The organism is Actinomyces provencensis (assembly GCF_900155435.1).
Classification (GTDB): Bacteria; Actinomycetota; Actinomycetes; order Actinomycetales; family Actinomycetaceae; genus Pauljensenia; species Pauljensenia provencensis.
In genome coordinates, this window is the sequence record NZ_LT700212.1 from 223,432 (window position 1) to 249,655 (window position 26,224).

33 protein-coding genes and 4 tRNA genes are annotated in these 26,224 nt (G+C 71.4%); 14 read left to right on the plus strand and 23 right to left on the minus strand.

What is annotated here, in order from left to right; genetic code table 11:
- Positions 1-131 precede the first annotated feature (131 nt).
- Both BQ9890_RS00915 and BQ9890_RS00920 read left to right on the plus strand, forming a co-directional pair.
- Positions 132-437, plus strand: a complete 306-nt coding sequence (locus BQ9890_RS00915) for a hypothetical protein (RefSeq protein WP_075888632.1) — start codon at positions 132-134, stop codon at positions 435-437.
- On the plus strand, positions 434-769 hold the full coding sequence (locus BQ9890_RS00920) for a hypothetical protein (RefSeq protein ID WP_075888634.1): 336 nt from the start codon (positions 434-436) through the stop codon (positions 767-769). The genes BQ9890_RS00915 and BQ9890_RS00920 overlap by 4 nt, the downstream gene beginning before the upstream one ends.
- 90 nt (positions 770-859) lie before the next feature.
- On the opposite strand, the gene BQ9890_RS00925 is transcribed toward BQ9890_RS00920, so the two are convergent.
- From BQ9890_RS00925 to rpmB, 17 genes are all read right to left on the minus strand, one after another.
- The gene (locus BQ9890_RS00925; RefSeq protein WP_075888636.1) at positions 860-1,678 is read right to left on the minus strand and encodes a tyrosine-type recombinase/integrase; all 819 of its coding nucleotides are present in this window, start codon (positions 1,676-1,678) and stop codon (positions 860-862) included.
- A 9-nt stretch (positions 1,679-1,687) separates the two neighbouring features.
- Positions 1,688-1,870 carry a hypothetical protein gene (locus BQ9890_RS00930; RefSeq protein ID WP_075888638.1) on the minus strand — a complete coding sequence of 61 codons (183 nt, stop codon included), beginning with the start codon at positions 1,868-1,870 and terminating at the stop codon, positions 1,688-1,690.
- Between the two features lie 253 nt (positions 1,871-2,123).
- Positions 2,124-2,309 carry a hypothetical protein gene (locus BQ9890_RS15080; RefSeq protein WP_143226191.1) on the minus strand — a complete coding sequence of 62 codons (186 nt, stop codon included), beginning with the start codon at positions 2,307-2,309 and terminating at the stop codon, positions 2,124-2,126.
- A gap of 205 nt (positions 2,310-2,514) precedes the next feature.
- Complete coding sequence (locus BQ9890_RS00940) at positions 2,515-3,798, minus strand: CynX/NimT family MFS transporter (RefSeq protein ID WP_230297756.1); 1,284 nt, start codon at positions 3,796-3,798, stop codon at positions 2,515-2,517.
- Between the two features lie 134 nt (positions 3,799-3,932).
- A complete protein-coding gene (locus tag BQ9890_RS00945) occupies positions 3,933-4,667 on the minus strand; it encodes a phosphotransferase (RefSeq protein WP_075888644.1) in 735 nt (244 codons plus the stop codon).
- Positions 4,664-5,611 (minus strand): CHAD domain-containing protein, encoded by a 948-nt coding sequence (locus BQ9890_RS00950; RefSeq protein ID WP_075888646.1) that lies wholly within the window; start codon positions 5,609-5,611, stop codon positions 4,664-4,666. Before BQ9890_RS00950 ends, BQ9890_RS00945 begins: the two co-directional genes overlap by 4 nt.
- Before the next feature lie 148 nt (positions 5,612-5,759).
- Positions 5,760-6,305: a GNAT family N-acetyltransferase gene (locus BQ9890_RS00955; protein ID WP_075888648.1), complete on the minus strand. Its 546-nt coding sequence runs from the start codon at positions 6,303-6,305 to the stop codon at positions 5,760-5,762.
- Positions 6,298-7,161: an amidohydrolase family protein gene (locus BQ9890_RS00960; protein WP_075892505.1), complete on the minus strand. Its 864-nt coding sequence runs from the start codon at positions 7,159-7,161 to the stop codon at positions 6,298-6,300. The genes BQ9890_RS00955 and BQ9890_RS00960 overlap by 8 nt, the downstream gene beginning before the upstream one ends.
- On the minus strand, positions 7,154-8,200 hold the full coding sequence (locus BQ9890_RS00965) for an ADP-ribosylglycohydrolase family protein (RefSeq protein WP_230297757.1): 1,047 nt from the start codon (positions 8,198-8,200) through the stop codon (positions 7,154-7,156). Before BQ9890_RS00965 ends, BQ9890_RS00960 begins: the two co-directional genes overlap by 8 nt.
- Before the next feature lie 97 nt (positions 8,201-8,297).
- Complete coding sequence (locus tag BQ9890_RS00970) at positions 8,298-8,588, minus strand: putative quinol monooxygenase (protein WP_075888652.1); 291 nt, start codon at positions 8,586-8,588, stop codon at positions 8,298-8,300.
- Positions 8,589-8,825: 237 nt separating this feature from the next.
- Positions 8,826-9,134 (minus strand): GNAT family N-acetyltransferase, encoded by a 309-nt coding sequence (locus tag BQ9890_RS00975; protein ID WP_075888654.1) that lies wholly within the window; start codon positions 9,132-9,134, stop codon positions 8,826-8,828.
- Positions 9,135-9,307: 173 nt separating this feature from the next.
- Complete coding sequence (rpmF, locus tag BQ9890_RS00980) at positions 9,308-9,478, minus strand: 50S ribosomal protein L32 (protein ID WP_075888656.1); 171 nt, start codon at positions 9,476-9,478, stop codon at positions 9,308-9,310.
- Positions 9,479-9,722: 244 nt separating this feature from the next.
- A complete protein-coding gene (locus tag BQ9890_RS00985; RefSeq protein ID WP_075888658.1) occupies positions 9,723-9,845 on the minus strand; it encodes a ribosomal protein bL36 in 123 nt (40 codons plus the stop codon).
- Positions 9,842-10,144, minus strand: coding sequence for a type B 50S ribosomal protein L31 (locus BQ9890_RS00990; RefSeq protein ID WP_075888660.1), 303 nt, complete (start codon positions 10,142-10,144; stop codon positions 9,842-9,844). The genes BQ9890_RS00985 and BQ9890_RS00990 overlap by 4 nt, the downstream gene beginning before the upstream one ends.
- Positions 10,145-10,247: 103 nt before the next feature.
- Positions 10,248-10,550, minus strand: a complete 303-nt coding sequence (gene rpsN, locus BQ9890_RS00995) for a 30S ribosomal protein S14 (RefSeq protein WP_075888662.1) — start codon at positions 10,548-10,550, stop codon at positions 10,248-10,250.
- Positions 10,550-10,720 (minus strand): 50S ribosomal protein L33, encoded by a 171-nt coding sequence (gene rpmG / locus BQ9890_RS01000; protein ID WP_075888664.1) that lies wholly within the window; start codon positions 10,718-10,720, stop codon positions 10,550-10,552. Before rpmG ends, rpsN begins: the two co-directional genes overlap by 1 nt.
- Positions 10,720-10,956: a 50S ribosomal protein L28 gene (gene rpmB, locus BQ9890_RS01005; protein WP_075888666.1), complete on the minus strand. Its 237-nt coding sequence runs from the start codon at positions 10,954-10,956 to the stop codon at positions 10,720-10,722. The genes rpmG and rpmB overlap by 1 nt, the downstream gene beginning before the upstream one ends.
- 70 nt (positions 10,957-11,026) lie before the next feature.
- Between rpmB and BQ9890_RS01010 the strand changes: the two genes are divergently transcribed.
- From BQ9890_RS01010 to BQ9890_RS01030, 5 genes are all read left to right on the plus strand, one after another.
- Entirely contained in the window at positions 11,027-12,094 is a 1,068-nt protein-coding gene (locus tag BQ9890_RS01010; protein WP_075892507.1) for a GTP-binding protein, read from the plus strand.
- Positions 12,095-12,185: 91 nt separating this feature from the next.
- Positions 12,186-12,833: an IMPACT family protein gene (locus tag BQ9890_RS01015; RefSeq protein ID WP_075888668.1), complete on the plus strand. Its 648-nt coding sequence runs from the start codon at positions 12,186-12,188 to the stop codon at positions 12,831-12,833.
- 242 nt (positions 12,834-13,075) lie between these two features.
- Positions 13,076-14,008, plus strand: a complete 933-nt coding sequence (gene cysK, locus BQ9890_RS01020) for a cysteine synthase A (RefSeq protein ID WP_075888670.1) — start codon at positions 13,076-13,078, stop codon at positions 14,006-14,008.
- Positions 14,009-14,170: 162 nt separating this feature from the next.
- Entirely contained in the window at positions 14,171-14,776 is a 606-nt protein-coding gene (gene cysE, locus BQ9890_RS01025; RefSeq protein WP_143226192.1) for a serine O-acetyltransferase, read from the plus strand.
- A 180-nt stretch (positions 14,777-14,956) separates the two neighbouring features.
- Positions 14,957-15,475, plus strand: a complete 519-nt coding sequence (locus BQ9890_RS01030; RefSeq protein WP_075888672.1) for a GNAT family N-acetyltransferase — start codon at positions 14,957-14,959, stop codon at positions 15,473-15,475.
- A 9-nt stretch (positions 15,476-15,484) separates the two neighbouring features.
- On the opposite strand, the gene BQ9890_RS01035 is transcribed toward BQ9890_RS01030, so the two are convergent.
- From BQ9890_RS01035 to BQ9890_RS01045, 3 genes are all read right to left on the minus strand, one after another.
- A complete protein-coding gene (locus BQ9890_RS01035) occupies positions 15,485-16,456 on the minus strand; it encodes an Fpg/Nei family DNA glycosylase (protein WP_075888674.1) in 972 nt (323 codons plus the stop codon).
- A complete protein-coding gene (locus BQ9890_RS01040; protein WP_075888676.1) occupies positions 16,456-17,421 on the minus strand; it encodes an aldose 1-epimerase in 966 nt (321 codons plus the stop codon). The genes BQ9890_RS01035 and BQ9890_RS01040 overlap by 1 nt, the downstream gene beginning before the upstream one ends.
- 180 nt (positions 17,422-17,601) lie before the next feature.
- The gene (locus tag BQ9890_RS01045) at positions 17,602-20,541 is read right to left on the minus strand and encodes a leucine--tRNA ligase (protein ID WP_075888678.1); all 2,940 of its coding nucleotides are present in this window, start codon (positions 20,539-20,541) and stop codon (positions 17,602-17,604) included.
- A gap of 123 nt (positions 20,542-20,664) precedes the next feature.
- Here BQ9890_RS01045 and BQ9890_RS01050 point away from each other — a divergent pair, with 123 nt between their 5' ends.
- The gene (locus BQ9890_RS01050) at positions 20,665-21,111 is read left to right on the plus strand and encodes an HIT family protein (protein ID WP_075888680.1); all 447 of its coding nucleotides are present in this window, start codon (positions 20,665-20,667) and stop codon (positions 21,109-21,111) included.
- Here the strand turns inward: BQ9890_RS01050 and BQ9890_RS01055 are convergent.
- Positions 21,094-21,969 carry a metal-dependent transcriptional regulator gene (locus BQ9890_RS01055; protein WP_075888682.1) on the minus strand — a complete coding sequence of 292 codons (876 nt, stop codon included), beginning with the start codon at positions 21,967-21,969 and terminating at the stop codon, positions 21,094-21,096. The two genes, BQ9890_RS01050 and BQ9890_RS01055, sit on opposite strands and share 18 nt — an antisense overlap.
- Positions 21,970-22,221: 252 nt before the next feature.
- On the opposite strand from BQ9890_RS01055, the gene BQ9890_RS01060 reads away from it, so the two are divergent.
- The 4 genes from BQ9890_RS01060 (at position 22,222) to BQ9890_RS01075 (ending at position 23,357) form a co-directional block, all read left to right on the plus strand.
- Positions 22,222-22,294 (plus strand) — tRNA-Lys (locus BQ9890_RS01060).
- 249 nt (positions 22,295-22,543) lie between these two features.
- Positions 22,544-22,616: transfer RNA gene (locus BQ9890_RS01065), tRNA-Lys, on the plus strand.
- Between the two features lie 33 nt (positions 22,617-22,649).
- Positions 22,650-22,722: transfer RNA gene (locus BQ9890_RS01070), tRNA-Lys, on the plus strand.
- Between the two features lie 80 nt (positions 22,723-22,802).
- Positions 22,803-23,357: a hypothetical protein gene (locus BQ9890_RS01075; protein ID WP_075888684.1), complete on the plus strand. Its 555-nt coding sequence runs from the start codon at positions 22,803-22,805 to the stop codon at positions 23,355-23,357.
- A gap of 73 nt (positions 23,358-23,430) precedes the next feature.
- On the opposite strand, the gene bcp is transcribed toward BQ9890_RS01075, so the two are convergent.
- Positions 23,431-23,907: a thioredoxin-dependent thiol peroxidase gene (gene bcp / locus BQ9890_RS01080; RefSeq protein ID WP_075888686.1), complete on the minus strand. Its 477-nt coding sequence runs from the start codon at positions 23,905-23,907 to the stop codon at positions 23,431-23,433.
- A 437-nt stretch (positions 23,908-24,344) separates the two neighbouring features.
- On the opposite strand from bcp, the gene BQ9890_RS01085 reads away from it, so the two are divergent.
- Positions 24,345-25,475 carry an AI-2E family transporter gene (locus BQ9890_RS01085; RefSeq protein ID WP_075888688.1) on the plus strand — a complete coding sequence of 377 codons (1,131 nt, stop codon included), beginning with the start codon at positions 24,345-24,347 and terminating at the stop codon, positions 25,473-25,475.
- Between the two features lie 14 nt (positions 25,476-25,489).
- Here the strand turns inward: BQ9890_RS01085 and BQ9890_RS01090 are convergent.
- A tRNA-Leu gene (locus tag BQ9890_RS01090) sits at positions 25,490-25,570 on the minus strand.
- A 36-nt stretch (positions 25,571-25,606) separates the two neighbouring features.
- Here BQ9890_RS01090 and BQ9890_RS01095 point away from each other — a divergent pair.
- Entirely contained in the window at positions 25,607-26,119 is a 513-nt protein-coding gene (locus BQ9890_RS01095; protein ID WP_075888690.1) for an NUDIX hydrolase, read from the plus strand.
- Positions 26,120-26,224: the final 105 nt, after the last annotated feature.

Below are 26,224 nucleotides of genomic sequence, written 5' to 3' on the forward strand. Positions count from 1 at the left end.
CGCCCTCACCGGCCCCCTCGTTGACGCCCTGACCGCCCAGGGAGCGACCGGCCTCACCCCCGACCAGGTGCGCGCCGCCACCGAGGACGCCGTCCGCGCGGTGTTCGCCGACGCAGCCACCGAGGGCTGACATGGAGCCGATCACCATCGCCGCTGTGGCCGGGGCCGTCACCCCCGCCCTGGTCGCCGTCATCACCCGCGCCCCGTGGCCCACCCGCACCAAGCAACTCATCGCGTACAGCGTGGCCGCCTGGCTGGTCTTCCTCGGCCTGGTGGCCACCTACCGCCCCGAGACATGGCAGGTGTGGGCAGCCGCCATCATGGCCGCTATCGGCGTCTGCCAGGTCGTCTACACCGCCCTGCGCCCCGTGTGGGACGCACTGCGTGCCCTCACCACCCCCACCCAAGGCAGGCACGCCGCAGGGGCCGACCAGTGACCGGCTCCGAGGCCCTTGATGCCCTGGTGGCACTCGGGGGCCTCGGAGGCGTGGCCGCCACCGTCACCAGCCTGGCGACCCTGGTCAAAACCCGGCAGGTCCACGGTGACACCCAGCAGCTCCAGCCCGACCACGGTTCCAGCGTGGCCGACAAGATTGACGGCCTGGTCCGCGAGGTCCGAGGGATCGGGCACCAGGTCGGAGAGCTCCGCGACTCCATGGTCCAGGAGCAGGAGGATCGCCGCCAGGGTGACGAGACCCTGCGCCACATGCTCGAATCTCGACCGATTGTCAGTGTTTCAGATCGGCGGAATCGCGCCAAACGAGGATGAGCCGGCACCTGGTCGACGCCGGCGCTGCAGCGCGAGCGCCTGACCGCGTGGAAAGGCCCCCGAGGGACAACCCCCGGGGGCCGATCTGCGTCACGCAGCGGCGTTGACGACGGCCCGCAGCGAGGCGTCTGGCACGGCCACATACCGCAGCGTGGTCGAGGGCGACGAGTGGCCAAGGACGGTCTGGACGCCGACCAGGTCGTGCGTGGCGCTGTAGGCCCTGGAGGCGAAGCGGTGGCGCAGGGCGTGCATGGTGACGCCCTGGGGCAGGGCGCGCCCGACGAGGGTCCCGACCCATGCTGGGGACAGGTGCCCGTGGTCCTGGCCGGGGAACGTCCATCCGGCTCCCTCGGCCTCCAGGGCGTCCGCCAGGGAGTCGGAGAGGGGCACGAGGCGGCTCCGCCCGCCTTTGCCGTGCACGATGAGCGTTCGGCCTGTCAGGTCGCTGACGAGGTCCCTGGAGTGCACGCGGGCGACCTCGCCCCGGCGTAGTCCGGCCTCGCACCCGAGGCGCACCATGAGCACGACGCGGGGATCTCGCGACGCCAGGGCGATCTCCACCGATCGGTCGTCGGCGGGGTGTGGCGAGGGCGGGGACTGTCGCACCTGGGGGATGAGTGGGACGCGGTCGACGTGCCCGGCGGTGCGTGCCCAGGCGTAGAAGCCTGCCACGGACTGGTGGGCGCTCCGGCGTGTGTCCTGGGCCCACTCGTGCGACGCTGACCAGCGGATGATGTCCTCGTCGTCCACGGTCCATGGGTCGACGTCGACGGCGCGGGCGAAGCGGCGCAGCCAGCCCGTGCGCAGGCGGACGGTCTGGTGGGATCGGCCCGCAGCGACCAGGGAGCGCCGCCACTCCAGGAGCGGCTCGACCCAGGCGGGCGGGATCGGTGTCTGAGTGTTGGTCATGCCAGAGTCTTATGCTCTGTGGCGATCAACGCCCAAAGCGGCCTCCAGGGCGACCCGAAGCTGCCCCGCAGCTCCGATCCGGTCGACCGCCGCCGCGTCCGAGTAGTCGCGCGAGACGTCCGCAACCAGGTCGAGCAGGGCGCGTGCCTCATCCTCGGACAGGACGGTCGACACCTTCACGTAGCCGCTCATTCGGAGACCTCCCCGCGCTGAATGGCCACCCTGAGAGCCGTCAAACCCTTCCACTCCGCCGGTGGAGTGTCCAGGTCCGCCGCTGCCCGCTCCGCCAGCGCCACCATCGCCGCAGCCTCGTCAGCGTCCAGCCACACCGCTACCCTCACCGCGCCGCTCATGCCGCCACCGCCCAGGTGCACCCGAGGTCGGTAAACGTGTAATCCGACGGTTGCNTCCTCGGACAGGACGGTCGACACCTTCACGTAGCCGCTCATTCGGAGACCTCCCCGCGCTGAATGGCCACCCTGAGAGCCGTCAAACCCTTCCACTCCGCCGGTGGAGTGTCCAGGTCCGCCGCTGCCCGCTCCGCCAGCGCCACCATCGCCGCAGCCTCGTCAGCGTCCAGCCACACCGCTACCCTCACCGCGCCGCTCATGCCGCCACCGCCCAGGTGCACCCGAGGTCGGTAAACGTGTAATCCGACGGTTGCAGGTTCGAGTCCTGTCGGGGGCACACCGAATGTCCCAGCGCGCTCCGGCCACCCTGCCGGGGGGGATGCACCGCGTCCCTGTCCGGGGCGCTGAGGGGCGCATTCCCGGCAGGTCCTCTTCCGGCAGGTCCTCTTCTCCGGCAGGGTCCCTTCCGGCAGGTCTTCCCCTCGCTCAGTCCTCCTCCGGACCGTCCTCCAGCGAGGAACCGCTGACGACGCCCTCGTCGGGGAGGTGGGGGCGCAGCCTGCCCGCCCCGGGCACACGCCCGGCGAGCACGGCCACCACGACCTGGAGCGCGGCGACCACCACCAACGCCACCAGGGGCACGGTCCATCCCCCACTGGTCTGGGCGAGGCGGCCGACGAGCACCGGGCCTCCTGCCGCGAGGAGGTAGCCGACGGACTGCGCCATTCCCGACAGCTGGGTGGTCTCCTGGTGGGTGCGGCTGCGCAGGCCGATGAGGGTCATGGCCATCACCAGTGACGCGCCCGCCCCCACCCCGGCCACCGCGGACCACAGCGCACCCGACGCCGGGAGGACGAGGAGACCGAGCACACCGACGAGCATCGGCACACTCGACGCCACCGCGGCGCCGACCTGTGAGTCCGGGCGCCTCATGAGCAGCGGGAGCGCGAGACCGGCGGGGATCCCGACCAGCTGGAAGACGAACATGTGGACCCCGGCGGTCTCCGGGGTGGCGCCACCGGCGATGAGGATGGTCGGGAGCCACGTGACCATCGTGTAGAAGCAGGTGGACTGCAGCCCCATGAACACCGTCACCATCCAGGCGCTCGGGCGACGCCACACGGAGGGGGACCTCCGCCCGCCTCGGACGGCTCCCGCCGTCGACGGTGCCGGGGCCGGGATGGGGGCGGAGGCACGCACCCGCGGCACCCACAGCACCGCGGTCACCAGGGCTGGCACCGCCCAGAAGGCGAGGGAACCGCGCCATCCCCAGACCCCTGCCAGCGGCACGGCGGTGGCCGCGGCGAGCGCCGACCCCACGGTGATGCACGTGGAGTAGATGCTCGTCGCCCAGGACACCTTGTCCGCGTAGTCCCGCTTGACGAGGGCGGGGACGAGGACGTTGCCGACCGCGATCGACACCCCCACCACGACCGTGCCGATCCACAGCCCTGCGCCGCCTGCCCAGGACCGCACCAGGGTCCCGGCCACGAGCACCAGCAACGCAGCCAGCACCACCCTCTCAGGACCCAGGCGCCGGGAGGCCCGGTGCACGAGCGGGGAGACGAGGGCGAACGCCATCACGGGGACGGCGCCGAGGAGCCCCTGGGCCCCCTTGTCCAGGCCCTCCTCGACACCGATCTGCGGCAGGAGGGGTCCCAGCGCCGTCACCGCCGGACGCAGGTTGAGCGCCACCAGGAACACCAGGGCCGTCATCAGTGCGGCAGGCGTGAACCTGCCGCCCCGGGTCGCCCTCGTCCGATCGTCCACGAGGGCCAGTGTGCACCATCGTGGTCGGGACCCCGAAGCCTCGGGTGCCTGCGCGCTCCCCCGGGGGCCCGTGGGCGACCTCCACCCGGACGGCCCGTGGCAGGCGTCAGGTCCACCGTCCCCGAGCGGCGCCCCTACAGGGATCCGGACAACCGCCGGGCGTCCCGGCGGTACATGGCGGCGTGGTCGAGGAACTCCCCGCGCCCGGTCTCCGCGGCCCGGCGTTCGGTGAAGACCGCCAACTCCTCCAGCCTGGCCACGGCCACTTCCGTCACCTCGGCCCGCGACCACGACCCGCCGTAGGCCCCGACCAGGAGTTCGACCCGCGCGGACGGGCTCCCGTGGGCAGTCGGGTCGAAGTCGGAGGCGTCCTCGGCGAACGGCGCCAGGCGATACGCCAGGTGGGCGAGATCCCAGAGCCTGGAGCCGGGAGAGGCCATGTCCACGTCGATCACTCCCACGAGGCGGCCGTCCCGGACGACGAGGTTGTAGGGAGCGACATCGTTGTGACAGATCACCTCACAGGGCGGGTGGTCCGGCTGGCGCCACTGCAGCGGCGCGCCCACCAGCGCGGTACTGGCGTCGTGGAGGCGCCGGAGGAGGGAGCCGGCCGAGATGAGGAGATCGCGGTTCCACTGCTCCCCGGACGGGAGGTCGACCATGGTCCGCCCCGGGATGAAGCTCAGCACCTCACGCCCACGATCGTCGGTGCCCCGCACCCGGGGGGTGCCCTCGATCCCGGCCGAGGCGTACACCTGCAGCAGACGGTGCACCGCCGGGGTCCAGGGCCCGGTCTCCCGGCGCACCGTGTCGCCGACACGGACGACGGTGCCCGTGTTGCCCCCGGTCAGGGCGATCTCCCCGCTCATGGCGCGCCGGTCCCCGTCGACCCGGCGGGGCCGGTGGTCCTGGTGGACCCGTCAATCCAAACGGGTCCGTGCGCGAGCAGTCTCGTGCAGGCCGCCAGCGCGTGGGCCAGTTCGTCGTCATCGGCGCTCTCTCCACGGGTGTCCTCCGCACCGGTGTCCTCGGGCGGCCCGCCCGGCACCTCGATCCCCACGGAGGAGAGGAGTCCCGGTGCGACCCGACGGTCGTTGAGGGCGCCGAGGGTGTCCTGGAGGTCCTCGAGGTCGCCCAGACGTTCCCGCAGGGCCCCGTCCGTCATCGGGAGGTGCTCCCCGACCGCCTCCAGTGCATAACGGAGGCGCTTCGTCCTGATCCTCACCCGGTGCCGTCGGGGCGGCGACATCCCGGCGAGTCCCTCCCACTCCGGCTCGAGGTTGCCCCACCACTCCTGGAGGCGCGCGGCCATGGCCGACCCGGCGGGCAGGGACGCCTCCGCCCGGTCCATGTGGTCGTGGGCGATTGCCTCGTGCACGTCGCCGAGCCTGTGCTCCCAGGAACGCGAGGCCACCACCGACAGCGCCGATCGGGTGAGTTCCGCCCGTCTGAGCGCCAGTGCGTGACGCGTCCGGCCGAGGTCGTGCGCGGGGAGGGGAACGGATCCCCCGTCCAGACGACCGAGGAGCACGTCGACGTCACGCAGCGCGCCCAGTTCACGTCCCGGCCCGCGCAGTCCGCGTCGTGCGCGTCGCAGGTGCGGGTCGAAGACCGGCTCCACGAAGGCGGCGAGGGCGCGGAGGCGACGGACCGCGACCCTCAACTTGTGGACCTGCTCGACGCCGGCCTCGACCAGGAAGTCCTCGGAGCGGTCACGGAGGACGTCCAGGAGTCCGGAGATCACACCGACGGAGACCTCGCCCGCGGTCCACGCGTCTGCTGGTCGGGTGTGACCGGGGTCATGGGGGTCCATGTCCTGAAGTCAACACGCCCCCGGGCGCACCCGCAAGGGTCCGGCGCCGCGCATCGGTGGGACCCGTCGACGCCGGGACCGGCACGGCGTCACCGGTTCCTCCCGGGGCGATGTCCCGGGTCAGCCCCGGCGGGTCCGCGCCGCCGGGTCACTGTCCCCCGGATCCCTCTCCGGGCTCCGACACCGGTGCCAGCTCCATGTAGACGCTCAACGGGTCCTCGGAGTAGTCCCCGAAGGGTCCCCGCACCCGGAACCCGCGGCGCAGGTAGAGCCGTCGTGCGGGGGCGAAGTGGTCCTCCGCGCCCGTCTCCAGGAGCACGCGCGCCATCCCGCGGCGCCGGGCCTCCCCGAGCACCTCTTCGAGCAGTGCGCGGGCCACACCCCGCCCCCGGGCGTGGCGCGCGACCCGCATGGCCTTGAGTTCCCCCGCCGTGGCCGTGGCATCCGCAGGACCGTGGAGCTCCTTGAGGGCCAGGACCCCGAGCAGTGCGTCCCCCGACCAGCACGACCACACGGTGATCCCGGGCCCGGAGAGTTCCCCGAGGTCGAGGGCGTGCACGGACTCGGGCGGACTCTGGGCCCGCATCTCCGCCAGGTGTTCCGCCAGGAGCGCCCGGACCTGCGGGCGGGTGAGGTCGTCGACCTCGATGTGCAGACCCTCGCCCCGGCCGGCGCCCACGCGCTCCTCAGGCATGCGCGTCCCCGAACCCGTAGAGCTCCTCGGGGGTGCGCACCAGGATCCGGTCGAGGACGTCGTGGTCGCCGACCCACTCCACGAGGATGCGTTCCAGGAGGTGGTCGTCGGGCACCCGGTCGATCATCGTGTGCGGCCAGTCGACCCCCCAGACGAGCCGGTCGGGCCGCCGCTCCACGAGGGTCTCGACCAGTCCCCGCACGTCCCCGTAGGGCGGGCCCTGCCGCGAGGAGCGGTAGGAGCACAGCTTCGTGTACACGCGCCCGGAGTCGAGCAGGTCCAGCAGCGCCCGGGTGTCGTCCCCGGAGCCGGCCTCGGCGGGCACGATCTGGGCGAGGTGGTCGATGACCACGGGTACGGGCAGGTCGGTGAGGGTGTCGGCCAGGGAACGCCAGGTGGCGGGCGCCGCCCACATCTGGATGTGCCAGCCCACCGGGGCGACCTCGTCGGCGAGCCTGCGCAGCGCGTCGATCGACTGCCCCCCGTGCACCATGGTGATGAAACGGACCCCGCGCGCGCCGCGCCGGTGGAGGTCCTCCAGGACCGGTCCGGAGAGGTCCTCGGCCATGACGACCGCCCGGGCGCGTTCGGTGCCCAGGGCTGCGACCGCGTCGAGGGTGCAGGAATTGTCCGTGCCGTAGAAGCTCGGCTGGACGATGACGCTGCGCGTGAGACCCAGGGAGGCGAGCATGCGCCGGTAGTCCCCGAGGTGCGCCTCGGCGGGTGTGTAGGAGCGTCCCGCCGCGAACGGGTAGCGGGAGACCGGTCCGATGACGTGGGAATGGGCGTCCGTCGCGCCCGCGGGCAGGAGGTACCCCGCCACCCGGACGTCCGTCCGCCCCGTCGTGTCAGCCACGATGTCCTCCCGTCCCGGCACCGCCGTGGTGCCGTCTCAGCTCCAGCAGCGCGTCGACGAGGGCGGCCGGGTCGATCCCCGACACCCTCCCGACCTGCTCGCGCGGCCCCTCGGGGATGCCCGCCGTCCCGGTGTGGGCCCCCAGGACCGCGCCACACATGGCCCCGATCGTGTCCGTGTCGTCCCCCAGGCGGGCCGCCAGGCACAGCGCACCCCACAGGTCCCCACGGAAGCGGTCCGCCACCACGAGCGCCGCCACCACGGACTCCTCGCTGCGCACCGAGGTACCGACGTCCTCGGCCACGAAGTCCTCGAACTCCCGGTCCCCGAGCCCTCGGGCCCGTCCCAGTGCCCACACCAGGCGCAGGGGCAGGGAGGGCGAGTCGAAGGGCGCCCCGAGTCCCTCGGCCACGCGCGCGGCGGCGAGTGCCGCGTCGAGGGAGCGCGGGAACTCCCAGCCCTCCACCCCGCCCGAGACCGCGGCGGCGACCGCTGCGGCCCCCGCCAGGGCCACGTGCGTGTCATGCGTGGGGAGACTGACCTCGTGCACCACCTCGACGAGGTCCGCGACCGGCTCCGGCGGGCAGGCGATGCCGACGGGCGCGATGCGCATGGCAGCACCGTTCGTGTGGCCCCCGCGGCCCGAGGTGCGGGGGTCCGCCCCTGCCAGGATCGCGTCGACGGCGCGCCGGGTGGAGGGCCCGAGCAGGTCGTCCGCGTTGCGGGCGCGCATGTCGCGTTCCCATTCGACGAGGGCGTCGGCGAGCCTGCCGGGGGCGACCACTCCCCCGCCCTCCACGAGGAGCCTCCCGATGAGCAGCGCCTGCTCGGTGTCGTCGGTGACGGAGCCGGCGGGCATGCCGTGGGAGACGGGTTGGTCCGGGACGGCATCCCTCAGGGAGTCGACCGGTCCGTACACGGCCCTGATCTGGGCCCGGGTGAGCGTCTGCGTCGGCATCCCCAGCGCATCGCCCAGGGCCAGTCCCCACAGCGCGCCTCGCGCCCGATCCACCTGTCCCCGGTTGCCGACGTCCTCCACGGGGCCCATTCTCCGTGCCGGGACCCCGCCCGTCAGACTCCGACACGCGTGTCCGGCACCCCGGATGCCCACCCGGTCGCACCCCGCCGGGACGGGCTCACTCCAAGGGGTCGAGGAAGGTCAGCATCGAGTGCGGCTCGATGATGAGGTCGTTGAGCCGGTCGTTGAAGGGGCGGCCGTAGGGCATGCCCAGGTGGGCCCTGAAGGCCTCGTCGTCGACGTAGGCCTCGAAGACGTAGAACCTGTCGGGGTCGTCGGACTCCCGGTAGGGGTCGAAGGCCGTGTTCCCGGGCTCCCGGCGCACGTCGGCAGTGAGCCCCAGCAGGAGCTCCGCCACCTCATCGGCACATCCCGGCTTGGCGGTGAACTGCGAGTACAGGGTCTTCATCAATCGCTCCTCGTTCCTGCGGAACCCGCTCCGGGCCCCGCACAGGCATGGTAGGTCGCCGATCCGGACGGGTCGGGGACGACGGTGCGGTCCCGGCGCGGACCGGGAGGGAGATGGGGCCCGGTCCGGAACGTCGGCATCGGGCACCAAGGGGTCCCACGTCACCGTGCCCCCGGCGCACCCGCACCCCGACCGGGACCCCGCGTGGGCCCGGGCACGGATGCCCGGGCCCCGGGCTCAGTCGCGGGGCACGAGGAGGTCGTGGAAGTCGGGGTGCTTGTCGATCCACCCCTCGATGAAGGGACACACCGGTTCGACCAGACCGTCCCGGGAGCGCACGTCGTCGAGGGCCGCACGGGCGAGCAGACCCCCGATCCCCTGTCCCTGGAAGTCGGGGTAGACGACGGTGCGGTCCAGCGTCGTCACCTCCCTGTCCCCCACCACCTGGCGGCCGTAGTGGGCGAATCCGGCGAGCTCGCCGTCGAGGTCGCGGATCTCGTAGCGGTGCTGCGGTTGGGAATCGGCGACTGTGTAGTCCTCGGCCATGTCCTGCCCCTCGTCATCCAGGATCTCACGCCCCGGGCCGCCTCCCGGTGTCGCGGGAGGTCGGGGACGCCGTTGTCACCACACTAGCGGCCCCCGTGGCACCCCACCCCGCGGAGGGCGGAGGGCCCGGCACCAGTTGTGGTGCCGGGCCCTCCGAAGCCGTGTGTGCCGAATCAGTCCTCGACGCTCAGCAGGCCGTTCTTGTACGCCTTCGCCAGGCGGCGGGGCACGCGGATCTCACGGCCGGCAACCTTGACGGTGTTCAGCTCGTTGAGATCGGCCTTCCATGCGGCTCGGCGAGTGCGGGTGTTTGCTCGGGACATCTTGCGCTTGGGAACTGCCATGGCCCTACCGCTCCTCAGAATGTGTGTGGACGTGTCGACTTACCGGTGTACAACTCTGCCACGTCTGCTGGTCACTGGGCCAGCCACGTGGCGGTGCGACCCTGTGAGATCGCTCGCGCCCCGGCAACCACAGCAGTCTACCACGCAGTTCGCAGCCCCTCGGTGGCCGGTCGCAGCCCGGACCGCTGCCGGGTGCACCTCCCGCTGGGGCACCTCCACGGGGTCCACCGTCGTGGTCCGACCCTCAGCCCTGGCGGGCCTTGAGGCGGGGGTTCTTCTTGTTGATGACGTAGGTGTGGCCGCGGCGACGGACCACCACTGATCCGGGCTGTCTGGCCAGGGAACGGATGGAGGCCCTGACCTTCATCGTGTGGCCTCCTCGTCCCGGGCAGCAGCGGAGTCGCCCTCGTCCGCGCGTCCTCCGGATCGTCCGTAACGCGCGTAGAACTTCTCCACGCGACCAGCGGTGTCGACCAGGCGGGAGCGACCCGTCCAGAACGGGTGCGAGGCGGAGGAGATCTCGATGTCGATGACGGGGTAGGTGTTCCCGTCCTCCCACTCGATGGTGCGCTCGGAGTCCTTCGTGGAGCGGGTGAGGAACGCGAAGTCGGCGGCCCTGTCGCGGAAGACCACCGGGTGGTAGTCGGGGTGGATGCCTGGTCTCATGATCTGTCCTTCGGGGAGGAGTGGAGTGGGATGGGAGGAGCAGCGGACGACGCGTCCCGGCCCCTGTGGTTCGGTGCACGGACTCCGGCCGGGCCGGGCCTCATCACCAGGAGGACTTGGTGATGCCCGGCAGCTCGCCGCGCAGCGCCATCTCCCGGAACTGCACGCGCGAGAGCCCGAACTTGCGCAGGTATCCCCGCGGCCGACCGTCCGAGATCCCGCGTCCACGCAAGCGGGTCGGCGAGGCGTCGCGAAGGGCATGGAGCCCACGCATGGCGGCCTCGCGCTGCTCGGCAGCCAGGTGCGGGTTCACCGAGTCCCTCTTGAGGGTGGCGCGGCGCTCCGCGTACCTGTCGACGACGAGGCGGCGCTGCTCGTTGCGCACGATCTTCGAGGTCTTCGCCATCAGCGCACCTCCACGAACTCGACGTGGCGACGGGCCACGGGGTCGTACTTGCGGATGCGCATGCGGTCGGGGTCGTTGCGGCGGTTCTTGCGTGTCACGTAGCGGAAACCGGTGCCGGCCGTGGACTGGAGCGTGATGACGGGCCGCAGGACTGCTGACTTCTGTGCCATCAGAACCTCTCCCCCCGCTGGCGCATGTCAGCCACGACGGCCTCGATGCCCAGCTTGTCGATGGTGCGGATGCCCCGCGGGTTGACCGTCAGGGTGATGGTGCGTCCGAGCGAGGGCACGAAGTAGCGCTTCTTCTGGACGTTGACGTCCCATCGTCTGCGGGTGCGGCGGTGGGAGTGGGAGACGCTGTTCCCGAAGGAGGGACGCGCCCCGGTGACTTGGCAGTGGTTGCTCATGCGTCCATAATAGGAATGATTCTCATTCGCGCAAGTCATTGCGACTGTGGGCGAACACACCGTGCTGCCGATGGAAGGCCCCGTCTTGTTGTCGATCTCCGTCCTGTCCACCACCGATCCCCTCCTGCGCGACGTCACCTCACTGTGCGCGGGGGACGGGACGGACGTCCTGGTCTGCGACCTCCGTGACGCCTCGGTGCTGCTGCACCTCGCCCGTCCGGACGGGAGCGGATGGGAGCGCGAGGTGCCGCTGGCACACCCGTGCCTGACCTGCTCACTGCGCGAGGCCGTCGTGCCCGCACTCGCGGAGCTGGCCGACCGGGGCGACGGGGCGCTGCTCCTGGCGCTGCCCGTGGCCGTGGAGCCCCTCAACGTCCTCCCGGCCCTCGACGACCTCATGTCCCCGGGCGAGGTCCTTCACGACTGCCGCCTCACCGCCAGCGTGCACGCCGTCGACCTCTCCACCGCAGCACGTGACCTGCTCGACCACGTCCCCCTCGCGGAACGGGGGCTGGCGCTGTTCGAGGAGGACGAACGCTGCACCGGTGAGGTGCTGATGATGTCCCTGGGCTACGCAGATGTCGTCCTCGCCCTGGGTGAGGACACGCTCGGCTCGGACCTCGTGGAGCACCTGCGCCCCTTCGACACGCTGCGCGTGGACCACCTCGACGACCTCACCCCCGATCTGCTCCTGGGAGGGACCCACGACGTGGACGAGGCAATCGGTCGCGTCCACCCGGCGTCGACCGCGGCCTGGGGCGGCCCCACGACACACGGCGTGTGGACCCTGGACCTGCACTCCGAGCGCCCCTTCCACCCGGGCCGTCTGGCCGATCGGGTCGGCGAACTCGCGCCCGCCGGCACCTGCGCCCGCGGCTGCTTCTGGTTGCCCTCGCGTCCGCGCACGGTCTGCACGTGGGAGGTCAACGGCTCCACGGTCTCCGTGGGCACCGCGGGGGACTGGGAGGAGGACCCGCGCACACATCTCATCGTCACCGGGGTGGGGGACCCCGGGGTCCGGGAGGCCGTGGAACGCAGCTTCGCCGAGATCCTCATGAGCGAGGAGGAGCTCCGCGACGCACTCGCCTGGGTGGGTGCCGATGACGGGCTCGCCGACTGGTTCCCCGGGGCCGAGTGAGCTGTACCGGGCCGGGCGACCGGGACCGGCCGGGCGACCGGGACTGACCGGTCCCAGCGGAGCGGGGCCGCCCGCGTGAGAGGATGGGGGCATGCTCACCCTGCGCGCCGGGACGCGCCTCACCCACGAGACCGAGGTGCGCCGCTCCCGTTTCGTCACCACCCTGGCACGCACGGACGACGAGGCCGCCGCGCGGGCCCTCATCGGCGAGGTCCGCTCCGCCGCCCCCCAGGCCCGCCACCACTGTTCCGCGTTCCTCATCGAGGAGGTGGGGCGCAACCCCCTCCAGCACTCCAGTGACGACGGCGAACCCTCGGGGACGGCGGGGGCGCCCATGTTGGAGGCGATACGGGCCTCGGGCGTCCACAACGTCACGGCCGTGGTCACCCGTTGGTTCGGGGGCGTCCTGCTCGGCACGGGCGGTCTGGTCCGCGCCTACTCCGGAGCCGTCTCGGAGGCGCTCGCCCGGGCACCACTGGCCCACACGGTGGAACTGCAGCTCCTCGCCACGACCCTCCCGCCCGGGGAGGCGGGCCGGGTCGAGGCCGACCTGAGGGCCGCCGGCGTCCAGGTGGTCGACCTCGCGTGGGGCCAGGAGGTGGTGCTGCGGGTGGCCGTCGACGAGGACGGGGTCACGGCCATGTCGGACCGGCTCTCGACGCTGACCCGCGGCGTCGCGACGTTCCGGAGCATGGGCAGGGTCACCCGTGAGGTGGACGGGGCGACCCCGCGCACCTAGGCTGGGGAGCGTGACGACAGCGAACGCAGCTTCCGGGGCTCCCATCGCCGGGTCCCCCGTGGTCGTCACCCTCCTCTGCGCCAGCACCCCCGTGTGCTGCTGCGCGTCGTGTCTGTAGGGCGGTCGACCCCCGCAAGGCGCCCCAGGCACCGTCGCCCGCCCTCTCCCCGTCACACCGCGGCCGGTCCGCATCCACTGTGTCACCCCACTGAGTCACCCCTACCCACGAACCAGGAGCATCCATGTCCCACATCGCCTCAGACGTCACCGAACTGATCGGCCGCACCCCACTGGTGCGCGTCAACCGCATCACCGATCCCGCAGCCACAGTCCTGGGCAAGGTCGAGGCCACGAACCCCGCCGCCTCCGTCAAGGACCGCATCGCGGCCTCGATCATCGACGCGGCCGAGGCCTCCGGTGACCTCAAGCCCCACGGCACCATCATCGAGGCCACCTCCGGCAACACCGGGGTCGCCCTGTCGATGGTGGGAGCTGCGCGCGGCTACAAGGTGGTCATCACGATGCCCTCCTCGATGTCCGTCGAACGTCGCCTCCTCATGCGCGTCTTCGGCGCCGAGTTGGTCCTCACCGATCCCAAGGCCGGCATCGCCGGAGCCGTTGCGGCGGCGGAGAAGATCCGTGACGAGCGCCCCGGGTCCATCATCGCCTCCCAGTTCACCAACCCCGCCAACCCGCAGATCCACTACCGCACGACCGGACCGGAGATCTGGGCCGACACCGACGGGGCCGTCGACATCCTGGTCTCGGGCGTGGGCACGGGCGGGACGGCCTCGGGCGCGGGTGCCTACCTCAAGGAGCAGAAGCCCGAACTCAAGGTCGTGGCGGTGCAGCCGGAGGAGTCGCCCCTCCTCACCGGTGGCTCCGCCGCCCCCCACGGCATCCAGGGAATCGGACCGAACTTCGTCGCGGCGACCTACGATCCCGAGGTCGTCGACGAGGTCATCTCCGTGGCCACTCCTGAGGCCATCGCCTTCGCCCGTCGGGCCGCGGCCGAGGAGGGACTGCTCGTGGGCATCTCCTCCGGTGCCGCCCTGGCCGCAGCTGCCCAGGTCGCCGCCCGTCCCGAGAACGCCGGGAAGACGATCGTCGTGATCCTGCCCGACACGGGCGAGCGCTACCTTTCCACGAAGCTGTTCGAGGACCTGCGCGACTGAGTCGTCCCACCGGGTGCGCAGCCCTCCGCGGTGTGGGAGTGGGCGCGGGTCCTCCTCGGGCCCGTGCCCACTCCCCCACCCGGGTGCAGCTCCGTCCCGCCCTCGTCGGTCCCCCGCCCGTCACACCACCCCACGCCACCGATCCCGAAGGAGGCAGACCCCGTGCTGCCCGATCCCCGCCGTGCCCTCCGTCTGTTCAGGGAGGACCTCGAGACCGCCAGACGGCGTGATCCCGCAGCCGAGTCCCTGGTGGAGGTCGCCCTGACCTACCCCGGGGTCCACGCCCTGTGGGGCCACCGCGTCGCGCACTCGCTGTGGGTGCGCGGCCACCGCTTGCCCGCGCGGATGGTCTCGGCGGGCGCGCGCGTGCTCACCGGGGTCGACATCCACCCCGGCGCCCTGCTGGGCCGCAGGCTCTTCATCGACCATGCGATGGGGGTCGTCATCGGGCAGACCGCAGAGGTCGGCGAGGACGTCGTCCTCTTCCACGGCGTCACACTGGGCGGGGTGTCCATGACCCCCGGCAAGCGTCATCCCACCATCGGGTCCCACGTGATGATCGGGGCAGGTGCGAAGGTGCTGGGCCCCATCCATGTCGGCAACGACTCCAAGGTCGGGGCGAACTCCGTGGTGACACGGGACGTGCCGGAGGGATCCGTGGCCATCGGCGTGCCTGCACGCACGCGCCCGAACCCGAGGCTCTACGCCCCCGACGCGGACCTCATCGTCGACCCCAACCTGTTCGTGGACCCCTCCCTCTACATCTGACCTCCCCCTCGCCGAAGTCCGCTCACTTCGGGGGTCGAAGTCCGCTCACTTCGGGGGTCGAAGTCCGCTCACTTCGGGGGTCGAGGTCCGCCCAGTTCCGGGGTCGAGGTCCGCCCTGTCCGGGCCCGATGCCCTGCCGGATCCCCTGCCCGGTCGGCGCCTTTCACCTACGCTGGAGCCATGGACCAGCGGACACTGCAAGCCCAGTTGGACGCGGTGGCCGATGTCGACCGCCCCGACGACCTCGAGGTCGCCACGCTGACGACCTACGACATCCCGGCCCTCGCGGCCCTGCACCTCGTCGCCTACGACCGCCCGGAGATCGCCGAGAACCTCTGGGAGGCGACCGACGAGATGCGCATGTCCTTCGACGGCGCCTTCGGCACCCCGCTGGACGACTCCTTCATCGGCGCCTGGATCGACGGGAAGCTGGTCGGCGCCCTCCTGTGTGTCACCGACGCTCCCGTGGACGACGCACCTGCCGGCCCCTTCGTCATCGACCTCATGGTGGACCCCGACCACCGCAGACGCGGCATCGCGAAGGTGCTCGTCTCCGAGCTCGCGCGTCGCGCCCGCTCCTGGGGGCACGAGACCGTGGCACTGCGGCTGGACCCCAACAGCCTGCCCGCCGGGAGGCTCTACGAACTCCTCGGGTTCGAGCAGGTCAGCGACGGGGACGAGGGCGGCCCCGAGTCCTGACCACGCTGGTCAGTGCTGGCAGCGCGGGCACCAGAAGAGTCTGCGTCCCTGCATGAGCTGTTCCTGCACCACTCCCCCGCAACGCAGGCAGGGCCGCCCGGTGCGGTGGTAGACGTACCACCGCGAGGCCTCCGGGTCCCCGGGCAGTGGGGGCTGGGGGGCATCCGTGGGATCCACCGTCTCGATGCGCCCGACGGCAACCCCGTGGGCCATGAGATCGCAGAAGCGGACCCACAGGCGGCCCAGGCGGGCCTCGGAGACCCGCGTACCCGGTCGGAAGGGTGAGATGCCCTCCAGGAACAGCCCTTCCGCACGGTAGATGTTGCCGACCCCGGCGATCACCGACTGGTCCATGACCAACTCCCCCACAGCGCGTCGGTGGGCACGCACGGAGAGCACGAACCGCTTCCGGGCGACCGGGTCCTCACGGGCACCGGGCGCCATGGGGTCGGGACCGAGGCGCGCCAGGGCGGCCCGGCGCTCGGGTCCGGAGATGAGGTCGCAGCGTGTGGGACCCGACAGGTCGGCGACGCCGTGACGGGTGGCGATGCGCACCCGCACCTGGCCGACGGGGTCGGGGGCCTGCCACTCCTCCTCCTCGGTGTCGACGTCCTCCCCGCCACTGTCGGCCGAGATGGTGAGTCCGGGGTGGTCTCGGCCGCTCGTGCGCCCGGAGGGCCCCGTCCTGGGGGCCCCGATGGAGGGGGGCGCCGTGAAGGTCCCGTCCCCCTGGAAGCGCCACGACCCGTAGAGTCCCAGGTGGACGTGGATCCAGAGGGGTTCGGCCACGGGGCCGGACGACGGGGCGAACTCCAGGAAGAGGTGCTTGCCCACCGAGGTGGCCGAGGCCATCGTCCATCCGTCGACGATCGCCGCGGAGGAGGCGAAGCGTCCCTGCGGCGAAGTCACCCGGCACCGGCGCCCGACGAAGAGGTCCTCGAAGGTGACCGCCAGACGGCGGACAGCGTCCCCCTCCGGCATCAGAGTGTCTGGACGAGTCGGGCGCGCAGGGTCCGGGCCTCCCCGGGTGCCAGGCGCAGGGCGTCGTGGAGCTCGGGCCGGTTGACGGCGTCGGTCATGAACTGGCAGTACTCCATGGCCAGGGAACGACCTGGCCGGTGCACGAGTGGCTCGCCGGTGAAGAGCTGGACGATCCCGGTGCCGGGTCGGTCCGGCTCTGGGTCGACTTCCGCCTCCAGGACCGTGCGGGCGCCGTCGGCGTGGTCCAGCACGACCGACACGATGCCGTCGCGGGTGGACAGACCCGTCCAGGCGTCGTCGAGGCCGGCCGGGGAGGCGATCTCGACGGATCCGCCCCCGACCTCGGAGAAGGCGGCGTCCCCGGGCAGTGGGATGAGCGCCTCGTCGGTGTCCACGTGCAGGTGGGCGGGAACGTGCACCCGGGCGCCCTCGCGCCCGCCCATCCAACGCACGTACGGGTGCCAACCCAGCCCCACCGGGGCATCGACGTGGCCGAGGTTGCGGGCCTCCAGGGTCAGGTGCAGGGACCACTCGTCGGTACCGTCCCCGCGGCGGGTGTGGCCGAGCTCGTAGGTGGCCTGCAGGCGGACCGGCACGGGGTACTCGGGGTGGGACACGGTGGTGCGCAGGCGCAGGCAGGCGTCCGTCTGTTCGACCAACTCGAAGCCGGCCTCCAGGGCGAGTCCGTGGAGTGCCTCGCGCGTGCCGTCGGCGGCGGGGCCGAGGTCCCAGTCCCGTCCTCCCCAGGAGTAGCGGGCGCCACGGATCCGGTTGGACCAGGGAGCGAGCAGTGCCTGACGTGCGCCGTCGCCGCCGCGTCGTTCCTCCGCCCCGCGGTAGCCGTCCAGGACCTCCGTGTCCGAACCCCGTGGGGAGGGCACGCGCCACGAGAGCGCGACCCCACCGCGGCTTCCGACCTCGACGACCGACCCGTCCAGGCGGATGCGCCATCCGGGAATGTCCACCTCAGGCTCCTGACCGACGCGGATGGGGACGCGCCTGCTCCACCCATGCTAGGTGGACGCCCGTCACCCGGCACAACCGGAGCACCCGCTGGCGGTGTGAGATCAACCCCTCCGGACCGGGCGCCCACCCGGTTCCCGGTCCGGGTCCCCGCCCGGAACCCGGCCCCCTGCCCCCGGGACTCAGTCCCGCGGCGGCACCACGTTCACGAGACGGGGAGCGCGCACGATGACCTTGAGGGGTTCGCGGCCCTGCAGGAGACGCTGGATGGGCTCCGTGGCCAGGGCCTGCTCGCGCAGGTCGCCCTCGTCGATGTCGGTGGGCACCTCGAGGCGGGCGCGCACCTTGCCGTTGACCTGGACGATCGCGGTGACCGTGTCGTCGACGAGCAGCGAGGGGTCGGAGACCACCGGGAAGGGCTCACGCGACAGGGACTCCTCGTGGCCCAGTCGCTGCCAGAGCTCCTCGGCGATGTGGGGCGCCACCGGGGAGACCATGAGCACCAGGGGCTCCACGACCTCGCGTGGGACCGCGGAGAGGCCCGTGAGGTGGTTGTTCAGCACGATGAGCCGGGCGATGGCGGTGTTGACGCGCATGTGCTCGAACTCGGTGGTGACCTCGTCGACGGTGCGGGCCAGCAGGCGCCGTGTGCCCTGGTCGGCCGGGGTGTCGACGACGGTGACCTCGCCGGTCTCCTCGTCCAGGACGTTGCGCCACAGGCGCTGCAGGAAGCGCTGGGACCCGACGACGGCGCGCGTGTCCCAGGGGCGGGAGAGGTCCAGTGGCCCCATCGACATCTCGTAGACCCGCAGGGTGTCGGCACCGTAGGCCTTCGACATCGCGTCGGGGGTGACGATGTTCTTCAGGGACTTGCCCATCTTCCCGTACTCGCGGGTGACGTGCTCGCCCTTCCAGGTGAAGCCGTGCTCCTCGTCGCCCTGGACCTCCTCGGCGGGCACGTAGGCCCCCCGGTCGTCGCGGTAGGCGTAGGCCTGGATGTAGCCCTGGTTGAAGAGCTTGTGGAAGGGCTCCGAGGTGGAGACGAACCCCAGGTCGAAGAGCACCTTCTGCCAGAAACGGGAGTAGAGCAGGTGGAGGACCGCGTGCTCGACACCGCCCACGTACAGGTCCACGCCACCGGTGGCGCCGTTTCTGCGCGGGCCCATCCAGTACGCCTCGTTGACCGGGTCCGCGAGCGCCAGGTCGTTGTGGGGGTCGACGTAGCGGATCTCGTACCAGCACGACCCCGCCCAGTTGGGCATCGTGTTCGTGTCACGGTGGTAGGTGCGCAGCCCCTCGCCCAGGTCCAGCACCGGGCGCAGCCACTCCTTGGCGCGTCCCAGTGGCGCCTCCGGCTGGGAGTCGGCGTCGTCGGGTGCGAAGGTGCGCGGGGAGAAGTCGTCCACCTCGGGCAGGGTGACGGGCAGCATGTCGTCGGGCAGGGCGTGGACCACGCCCTCCTCGTCGTAGACGACGGGGAAGGGCTCCCCCCAGTAGCGCTGGCGGGAGAAGAGCCAGTCGCGCAGGCGGTAGGTCGTGGTGGCGTGCCCCAGACCACGGCTCTCCAGCCACTCGGTCATGGCTGCGATCGCGTGGGCCTTGTCCAGGCCGTCCAGGTCGATCTCCTCGTTGTGGGAGTTCACGAGGACGCCGTCACCGGTCCACGCGGCGGCCTCGGTGTCGAAGCCCTCCTCGGGGGTGATGGTGGTGACGATGTCCAGGTCGAACGTGCGGGCGAAGGCGAAGTCACGGTCGTCGTGTGCGGGGACGGCCATGATCGCGCCCGTGCCGTAGCCCATGAGCACGTAGTCGGCCACGAAGATCGGCACGGAGGTCCCGTTCACGGGGTTCGTCCCGTACAGACCGGTGAAGACGCCGGTCTTCCCACCGGCCTCGGCCGTGCGCTCCTCCTCGGTGCGGGCTGCGGCGTGCGCGCGGTAGGCGGCCACCGCCTCCGCCGGCGTCGCGAAGCCGCCGGTCCAGGCCGGGCGGGTCCCCTCGGGCCACGACGGCGGGACCGAGAGCCCGGCCTCGTCGGCGTGCTCGGCACCGAGCAGGGGGTGTTCCGGTGCCACGACCATGAAGGTCGCCCCGAAGAGGGTGTCGGGTCGGGTGGTGAAGACCTCCAGGCGGGCCTCACCCCCGTCCGCGGCTCGCGAGGGCTCCTCCTCGGTGAACTGCGTGACGCCGGGGACGCGGAAGACGACGGTGGCTCCGTGGGACTCCCCGATCCAGTGGCTCTGCATGGAGCGCACCTTGTCGGGCCAGTCGATCTTCGCGAGGTCCTTGGTGAGCCGGTCGCCGTAGGCGGTGATGCGCATCATCCACTGGCGCAGCTTCTTGTGGAAGACGGGGAAGTCCCCGCGTTCGGAGCGTCCCTCGGAGGTGACCTCCTCGTTCGCCAGGACGGTGCCCAACCCCGGGCACCAGTTCACCGGGGCCTCGGAGATGTAGGCGAGGCGGTACTCCCCCAGCACTCCTTCGCGGGCGGCGGCGTCCAGGTCGGCCCAGGCGCGTCCGTCGGGCGTGGGTCGGGTGCCGTTGGCGAACTGCTCCTCCAGTTCGGCGATGGGACGGGCGCGTCCCGTGCCGCCCTCGGCGTTGGGGGCGTCGTCGTCGTACCAGGAGTTGAAGATCTGCAGGAAGATCCACTGCGTCCAGCGTACGTAGTCGTCATCGGTGGTGGCGAAGGAACGGCGCAGGTCGTGGGACAGGCCCAGGCTGCGCAGCTGGCGGCGCATGGTGGCGATGTTCTGCTCGGTGGTGATGCGCGGGTGCTGGCCGGTCTGGACCGCGTACTGCTCCGCGGGCAGGCCGAAGGCGTCGAAACCCATCGTGTAGAGGACGTTGTCGCCCTTCATCCGGTGGTAGCGCGCCACGGTGTCGGTGGCGATGTAGCCCAGAGGGTGGCCGACGTGGAGTCCCTTGCCCGAGGGGTAGGGGAACATGTCCATGACGAAGAAGGGGGGACGGTCCGCCAGGGGTCCTGCCAGGTCCCCCACCGGGTTGTCGGCATCGAAGGTGCCGCGTTCCTCCCACAGGCCCTGCCACTTGGACTCGACGGCTCCCGCCAGCTCCGCGGAGTAGCGGTGCTCCGGTTCCACGCTGTCACCTGCGGCCATCGGTGTGTCCCTCCGTCTCGTCCAAAGTCAGCGCCAAGGCTACCGCACCCACTGCCCCCGGCCCCGGGCCCGGTCAGGCGCCGGACGGCTGCGGAGCCTCTGGCTGCGGGGGACAATGGAGCCATGAGCACCGTCTTCGAGAAGATCATCTCCGGTGAGTTCCCCGGCCGCTTCGAGTGGGCCGACGAGGTCTGCGTCGCCTTCTCCACCATCGAGCCGATGGCACCCGGCCACGTCCTCGTCGTGCCGCGCCACCCGTGGGCGAAGTGGACGGATGCGCCCGAGGAGGTCGCCACCCACCTCATGGTGGTGGCCCGGACCATCGGACTGGCCCAGGAGGCCGCCTTCGGGGTACCCCGCTCCGGGCTGGTCATCGCCGGGTTCGAGGTCCCCCACACGCACCTGCACGTCGTGCCCATGCGCTCGGAGGCGGACATCGCCTTCGCCAATGCCCATCCCGCCCCCGACGAGGAACTCGACCGCGCGGCCGAGGCGCTGCGCTCGGCCCTGCGCGCCGCCGGGCACGGGGAACAGGTGCCTGCCCAGCTGGGCTCAGCCGCACTCGACTGAGGGCTGCCGGTCCGGCTCGTCCTGGTCGGTCGCGTGCCGGGCCGACCGGGTCGGCTCGGCCCCGGCCTCGTCGGCGACGAAGACGGCCGCGGTGGCCACCGTCCCCAGGTCCACCTCGTACGAGGGCGTCTCCCCATCCCTGCCCGGTGTGGCGGCAGGGGTCTGCGCCCGTGGCGTCCACGAGGGGGGTGGCGTGACACGCACCCGTGTGGTCCCGATCGCACCGCTGCGCCGCACGACCTGGAGCGTCGCGTCCAGGACCACCCCGCAGGTCTCCAGGTGGTGGAGCATGTCGGAGCTGGAGTCCGAGATGCGCACGACCGTGGCGCTGCCACCCTCCCCCAGGGCGTCCACGGCATGCATGGGTGGGGCGAACCAGGTCCCGTCCGCCGCCGGGATCGGGTCCCCGTGGGGATCACGCAGGGGGTAGCCGAGTGAGCGGTCGAGGTGTTCCAGGAGGGTGTCGGAGACCGCGTGCTCGAGGATCTCCGCCTCCCGGTGGACCTCGTCCCAGTCGAAGTCGAGCCTCTCGTGGAGGTAGGTCTCCAGCAGGCGGTGGCGTCGCACCATGGCCACGGCCGCCGCACGGCCCTGCGGACTGAGGTGCACCTTCTGGTACGGCTCGTGGGTGACCAGGCCCTGGTCGGTGAGGCGTCGCACGGTCTCCGAGGCTGTGGAGGCGACCACACCCATGCGTGCCGCGAGGTCCGTGATGGAGATGCCCTCGTTCCCCCACTCCTCGGCGGCGTAGACGACCTTGAGGTAGTCCTGGGTCACGGAGGAGGACCCCACCGTGGCGTGGGACCCACGCTCGTCGCCCTCGTCGGGGACACGCGCCCCTGTTGACCTGTGTGCCATTGCGTCCCTCCAACCCGTGATCCGACCAACTGTAGTCCGCCCGGCACCACCCTTCCGTGACGGGCCGGCCCCGGTCACCACCGTCGGCCGGGCCCCGGTCACCGGGGTGGTGATGGCCCACAGGGGGCGCGGGCGGGGCCCGGGAGGGTGGCGGACCTCGCAAGGTGCCGGCCGGGGTGTGGCGCACAGCCCACGACACCCTTTTGCCACGGGCTCGCGCCCGGAGTACAGTTGACTCCCGTCGCAGGACACGCGCCATTAGCTCAATTGGCAGAGCAGCTGACTCTTAATCAGCGGGTTGGGGGTTCAATTCCCTCATGGCGCACAGTTCCGGGCCCGTTCGCGGGTGTGGGACCCAGCGCCATTAGCTCAATTGGCAGAGCAGCTGACTCTTANGTCCGCCACCCTCCCGGGCCCCGGTCACCGGGGTGGTGATGGCCCACAGGGGGCGCGGGCGGGGCCCGGGAGGGTGGCGGACCTCGCAAGGTGCCGGCCGGGGTGTGGCGCACAGCCCACGACACCCTTTTGCCACGGGCTCGCGCCCGGAGTACAGTTGACTCCCGTCGCAGGACACGCGCCATTAGCTCAATTGGCAGAGCAGCTGACTCTTAATCAGCGGGTTGGGGGTTCAATTCCCTCATGGCGCACAGTTCCGGGCCCGTTCGCGGGTGTGGGACCCAGCGCCATTAGCTCAATTGGCAGAGCAGCTGACTCTTAATCAGCGGGTTGGGGGTTCAATTCCCTCATGGCGCACCCATTGCCGAAGGCGGCGGGAATGGACTCGCGGCTCCGACGGGGCCGCTTCCAGACCACTCCTCACAGCCGGAGGCTTGATGCGCCGCCTGACGCGACACGAACAGGAACTTCTCGACGCCATTGAACGTCAGCTGACATCCCGACGTCACTCCGTCGTCACCGATGACATCATTGACCAGGCGTCCCATCTCGTCCGTGCCATGACCGACCCCCGACCTCAGTTGCAGGAGGTCATCGGGCCGGTCTGCGCGACCGCAGACGTGGTGGCGTGGCTCGGGATCTCACGCCAGGGCATCAACAAGGCCGTGCGTGAGAACCGGATGCTCGCCGTCCAGTCCCCGTCCACCACATGGTTCTACCCCACCTGGCAATTGCTCGACGACCACTCGGTGGTCCCCCAGATGTCCCAGGTCCTGGGGCGTCTCACCGACAGGGTCGACCAACTCGTGGCCGCCGAGTGGTTCCAGGTGCCCAATGACTCCCTCAAGGGAATGACCCCCGCGCAGTGGATGCTCGAGGGTCGTGACCTGCACGACGTGGTCGGTGCGGCGGAGGCGTTCGCCTCCGCGCAGTCCCGTCACCCCAGCGACCGCCCCCTCTACGACCCGGAGATCGTCACCGCCTCACGCTGAGTCGGACTCAACGGCCCCGTCGACCCGGATGCTTCCGGGGTGACGGGGTCGTTCGGCCTCCGGGCGTCACCTGTCAGGCGTCGAGGCCGAGGTCCCTGCGCAGACGCAGGACGTGCCCGGTGGCCTTGACGTTGTACTGCGCCAGGGCCACGGTTCCGTCGGGGGCCACGACGACCGTGGAGCGGATGACACCTTCGTAGGTGCGTCCGTAGTTCTTCTTCTCCCCCCAGGCGCCCCACTGTTCCAGGACCTCGTGGGAGGGGTCGGAGGCCAGCGGGAAGTTCAGTCCCTGCTGCTCGGTGAAGTGCTCCAGAGCGGGCAGTTCGTCGGGGCTGATGCCGATGACCGTGTACCCGGACGCCTTGAGGGTGTTGAGGCTGTCGCGGAAGTCGCAGGCCTCCGTGGTGCACCCCGGCGTTGACGCCTTCGGGTAGAAGTAGACGATGACTCCCTTGTCCGACCTGGCCACCAGGTCGGAGAGGGTCACGGTGCCCTGGGTGGTGTTGAGGGTGAAGTCGGGGGCGGTCTGGCCCGCTGTCAGTGTGCTCATGCGCCAATCCTCCCACCCCGGGGGCGCCCGGTCGCGGGCAGCAGGCAGGGCGAAGGCGTCAGGAATGGATGACTCCCCCGACCGAGGCGGCGGTCAGGGGAGTCAGTGCGCTCGAAGCATCGCGATCGACACCGTTGTCGCACGAATGCCAGTGTATACCTATGCAGGGCGTCCGATAGACACGCCCGGGAGATGTGTCGGGTCCCGTCGCGTCCCCGGAGACGGCGGTCGAGGAGACGGGGCGCGGGCCCGCTCCGCCCAGCGGGCCCGCACATCGAGACTACGTGGTCCGATCATTCCGCGCGCCCCCTCGGTGACACTGTCGAGCACCTCACCTTCCCGGACAGCGTCTGCCCTACACTCGGCGGCGGCCGACGCATCCGGCGCCCGCCAGCCGCGGGACCCGGGCACCGGGTGTCCCGGATGTGGAGGAAACGATGGACACAGGCCGAAGCAATCCTTTCCGACGACGGGAGCGGCTCACCACGGCCGGCAACGCCAGCTGGTCAGCCCTGGGCGTCATCCTCCTCGTCGTGGTCGCAGCGGCAGTGGTCTCCAGCCTGAGCGGGATCCTCATCCCGCTGGTGGTGGCCGTCATCTTCGGAGCGGTCCTCGAGCCCCTCATCTCCTGGCTGGTCCGACTCCGCGTCCCGCGGGCCCTGGCGGCCGCTGTGGGACTGCTGGTGACCGTCGTCGCCCTCGTCGGGCTCGTCGCGATCGTCGCATGGGGTTTCGTCGCTCAGCTCCCCCAGATCTCCCACCAGCTCGGAACCGGTTGGGGGAGGGTCGAGGTGTGGGCACGGTCCCTGGACCTCGAGGCCGCCTCGCTGGCACAGCTGCGTGCCACCCTCCACGAGGCCGCGCCCCAGGCAGGGATGGGGGTGCTGGGAGCCCTGGCCCGCACCGTCTACGGCCTGGTGTCCCTGGGGATCGGCTCCTTCTTCGGACTCTTCTTCCTCTTCTTCTTCCTCAAGGACGGACACCTGTTCCCCGCATGGCTGGGACGCGCGACGGGCCAGGACCCGCAGGTCGTCGCGCAGGTCGACGGGCACGTGCGCTCATCGCTGCGCGGCTACTTCAGGGGGACCGCACTCACGGCGCTCCTGACGGGTCCGATCTTCGCGGTGCCACTGCTGCTCCTGCGGATCCCGCTGGTGGTCCCGATCCTGATCCTGTACTTCTTCCTCTCCTTCATCCCCTTCGCAGGCGCGTGGATCACCGGCGTCTTCGCGATCCTCATCGCCTTCGGGTCGGGTGGCCCCGTTGCCGCACTCATCGTCGCGGCGAGCCTGCTCGTCTCCAACGGGACGATCCAGAGTGCGGTCAGCTCCTGGGCGCTCGGCTCGACCCTGCGGATGCACCCGGTCATGGTGCTGCTGGCCACGCTCATCGGAGGCGTCTACGCGGGGATCCTCGGCATGGTGCTCGGCGCTCCCCTGCTGGCCGCCGTGCGCACCTCGGTGGCGGCGCTGCGCGCCCCGACCTCCGGTGTCCACGGACCCGCCCCGGCAACGTCCGATTCGACGATCGCGGGAACAGCGGCGCCCGGGAGGACAGAGTCCCCATGACGCCGGAACCCCGGTGCGCGGGAGGGGACTCGAACCCCCACGTCAAAGACACTGGAACCTAAATCCAGCGCGTCTGCCAATTCCGCCACCCGCGCGCGAGGACCCATCCTAGCGAGTCCTACCATGGACGCGTGATCCACTCATTCTCACTGGTCCCAGCCGCTTATGTCTTCCTGCTCAGGGAAGCCGGACCCCGGACCGAGGTGCTCCTCCAGCTGCGTCGGCACACCGGGTACATGGACGACCACTGGGCTGCGGGCATCGCCGGCCACGTGGAGGCGAATGAGTCAGTCATCCAGACCGCGATCCGCGAGGGCCGCGAGGAACTCGGCGTGGGGATCTCCCCCGCCGGCCTCCACCCGCTCACCGGCATGCACCGCACCAACGGCGGCACCGATCCCCTCGAGCAGCGTGTCGACTGGTTCTTCTCCTGCCGCCACTGGAGTGGTGAGCCCCGGATCATGGAACCCGACAAGGACGACGGCCTCGCCTGGTTCGCGCTCGGGCACCTGCCCGAACTGGTCCCGCCCCATGAGCGCAAGGTGCTCGATGCCCTGACCGCAGGCTCGGTCCCGGCCGTCATGACCTTCGGGTGGGAGCCCGGGGAGCACATCGAGCAGTACCGGGTCGCGCTCCCCCACTGAGCCCGGCGCACCCCGGTGGGCCGGGACGGCACCCCGCCCCGCCCCTGCGTTCAGTCCAGGACAGTGCCGACAGCAGCGCCGGTGCCGGCATCCGCACCGGCGGGG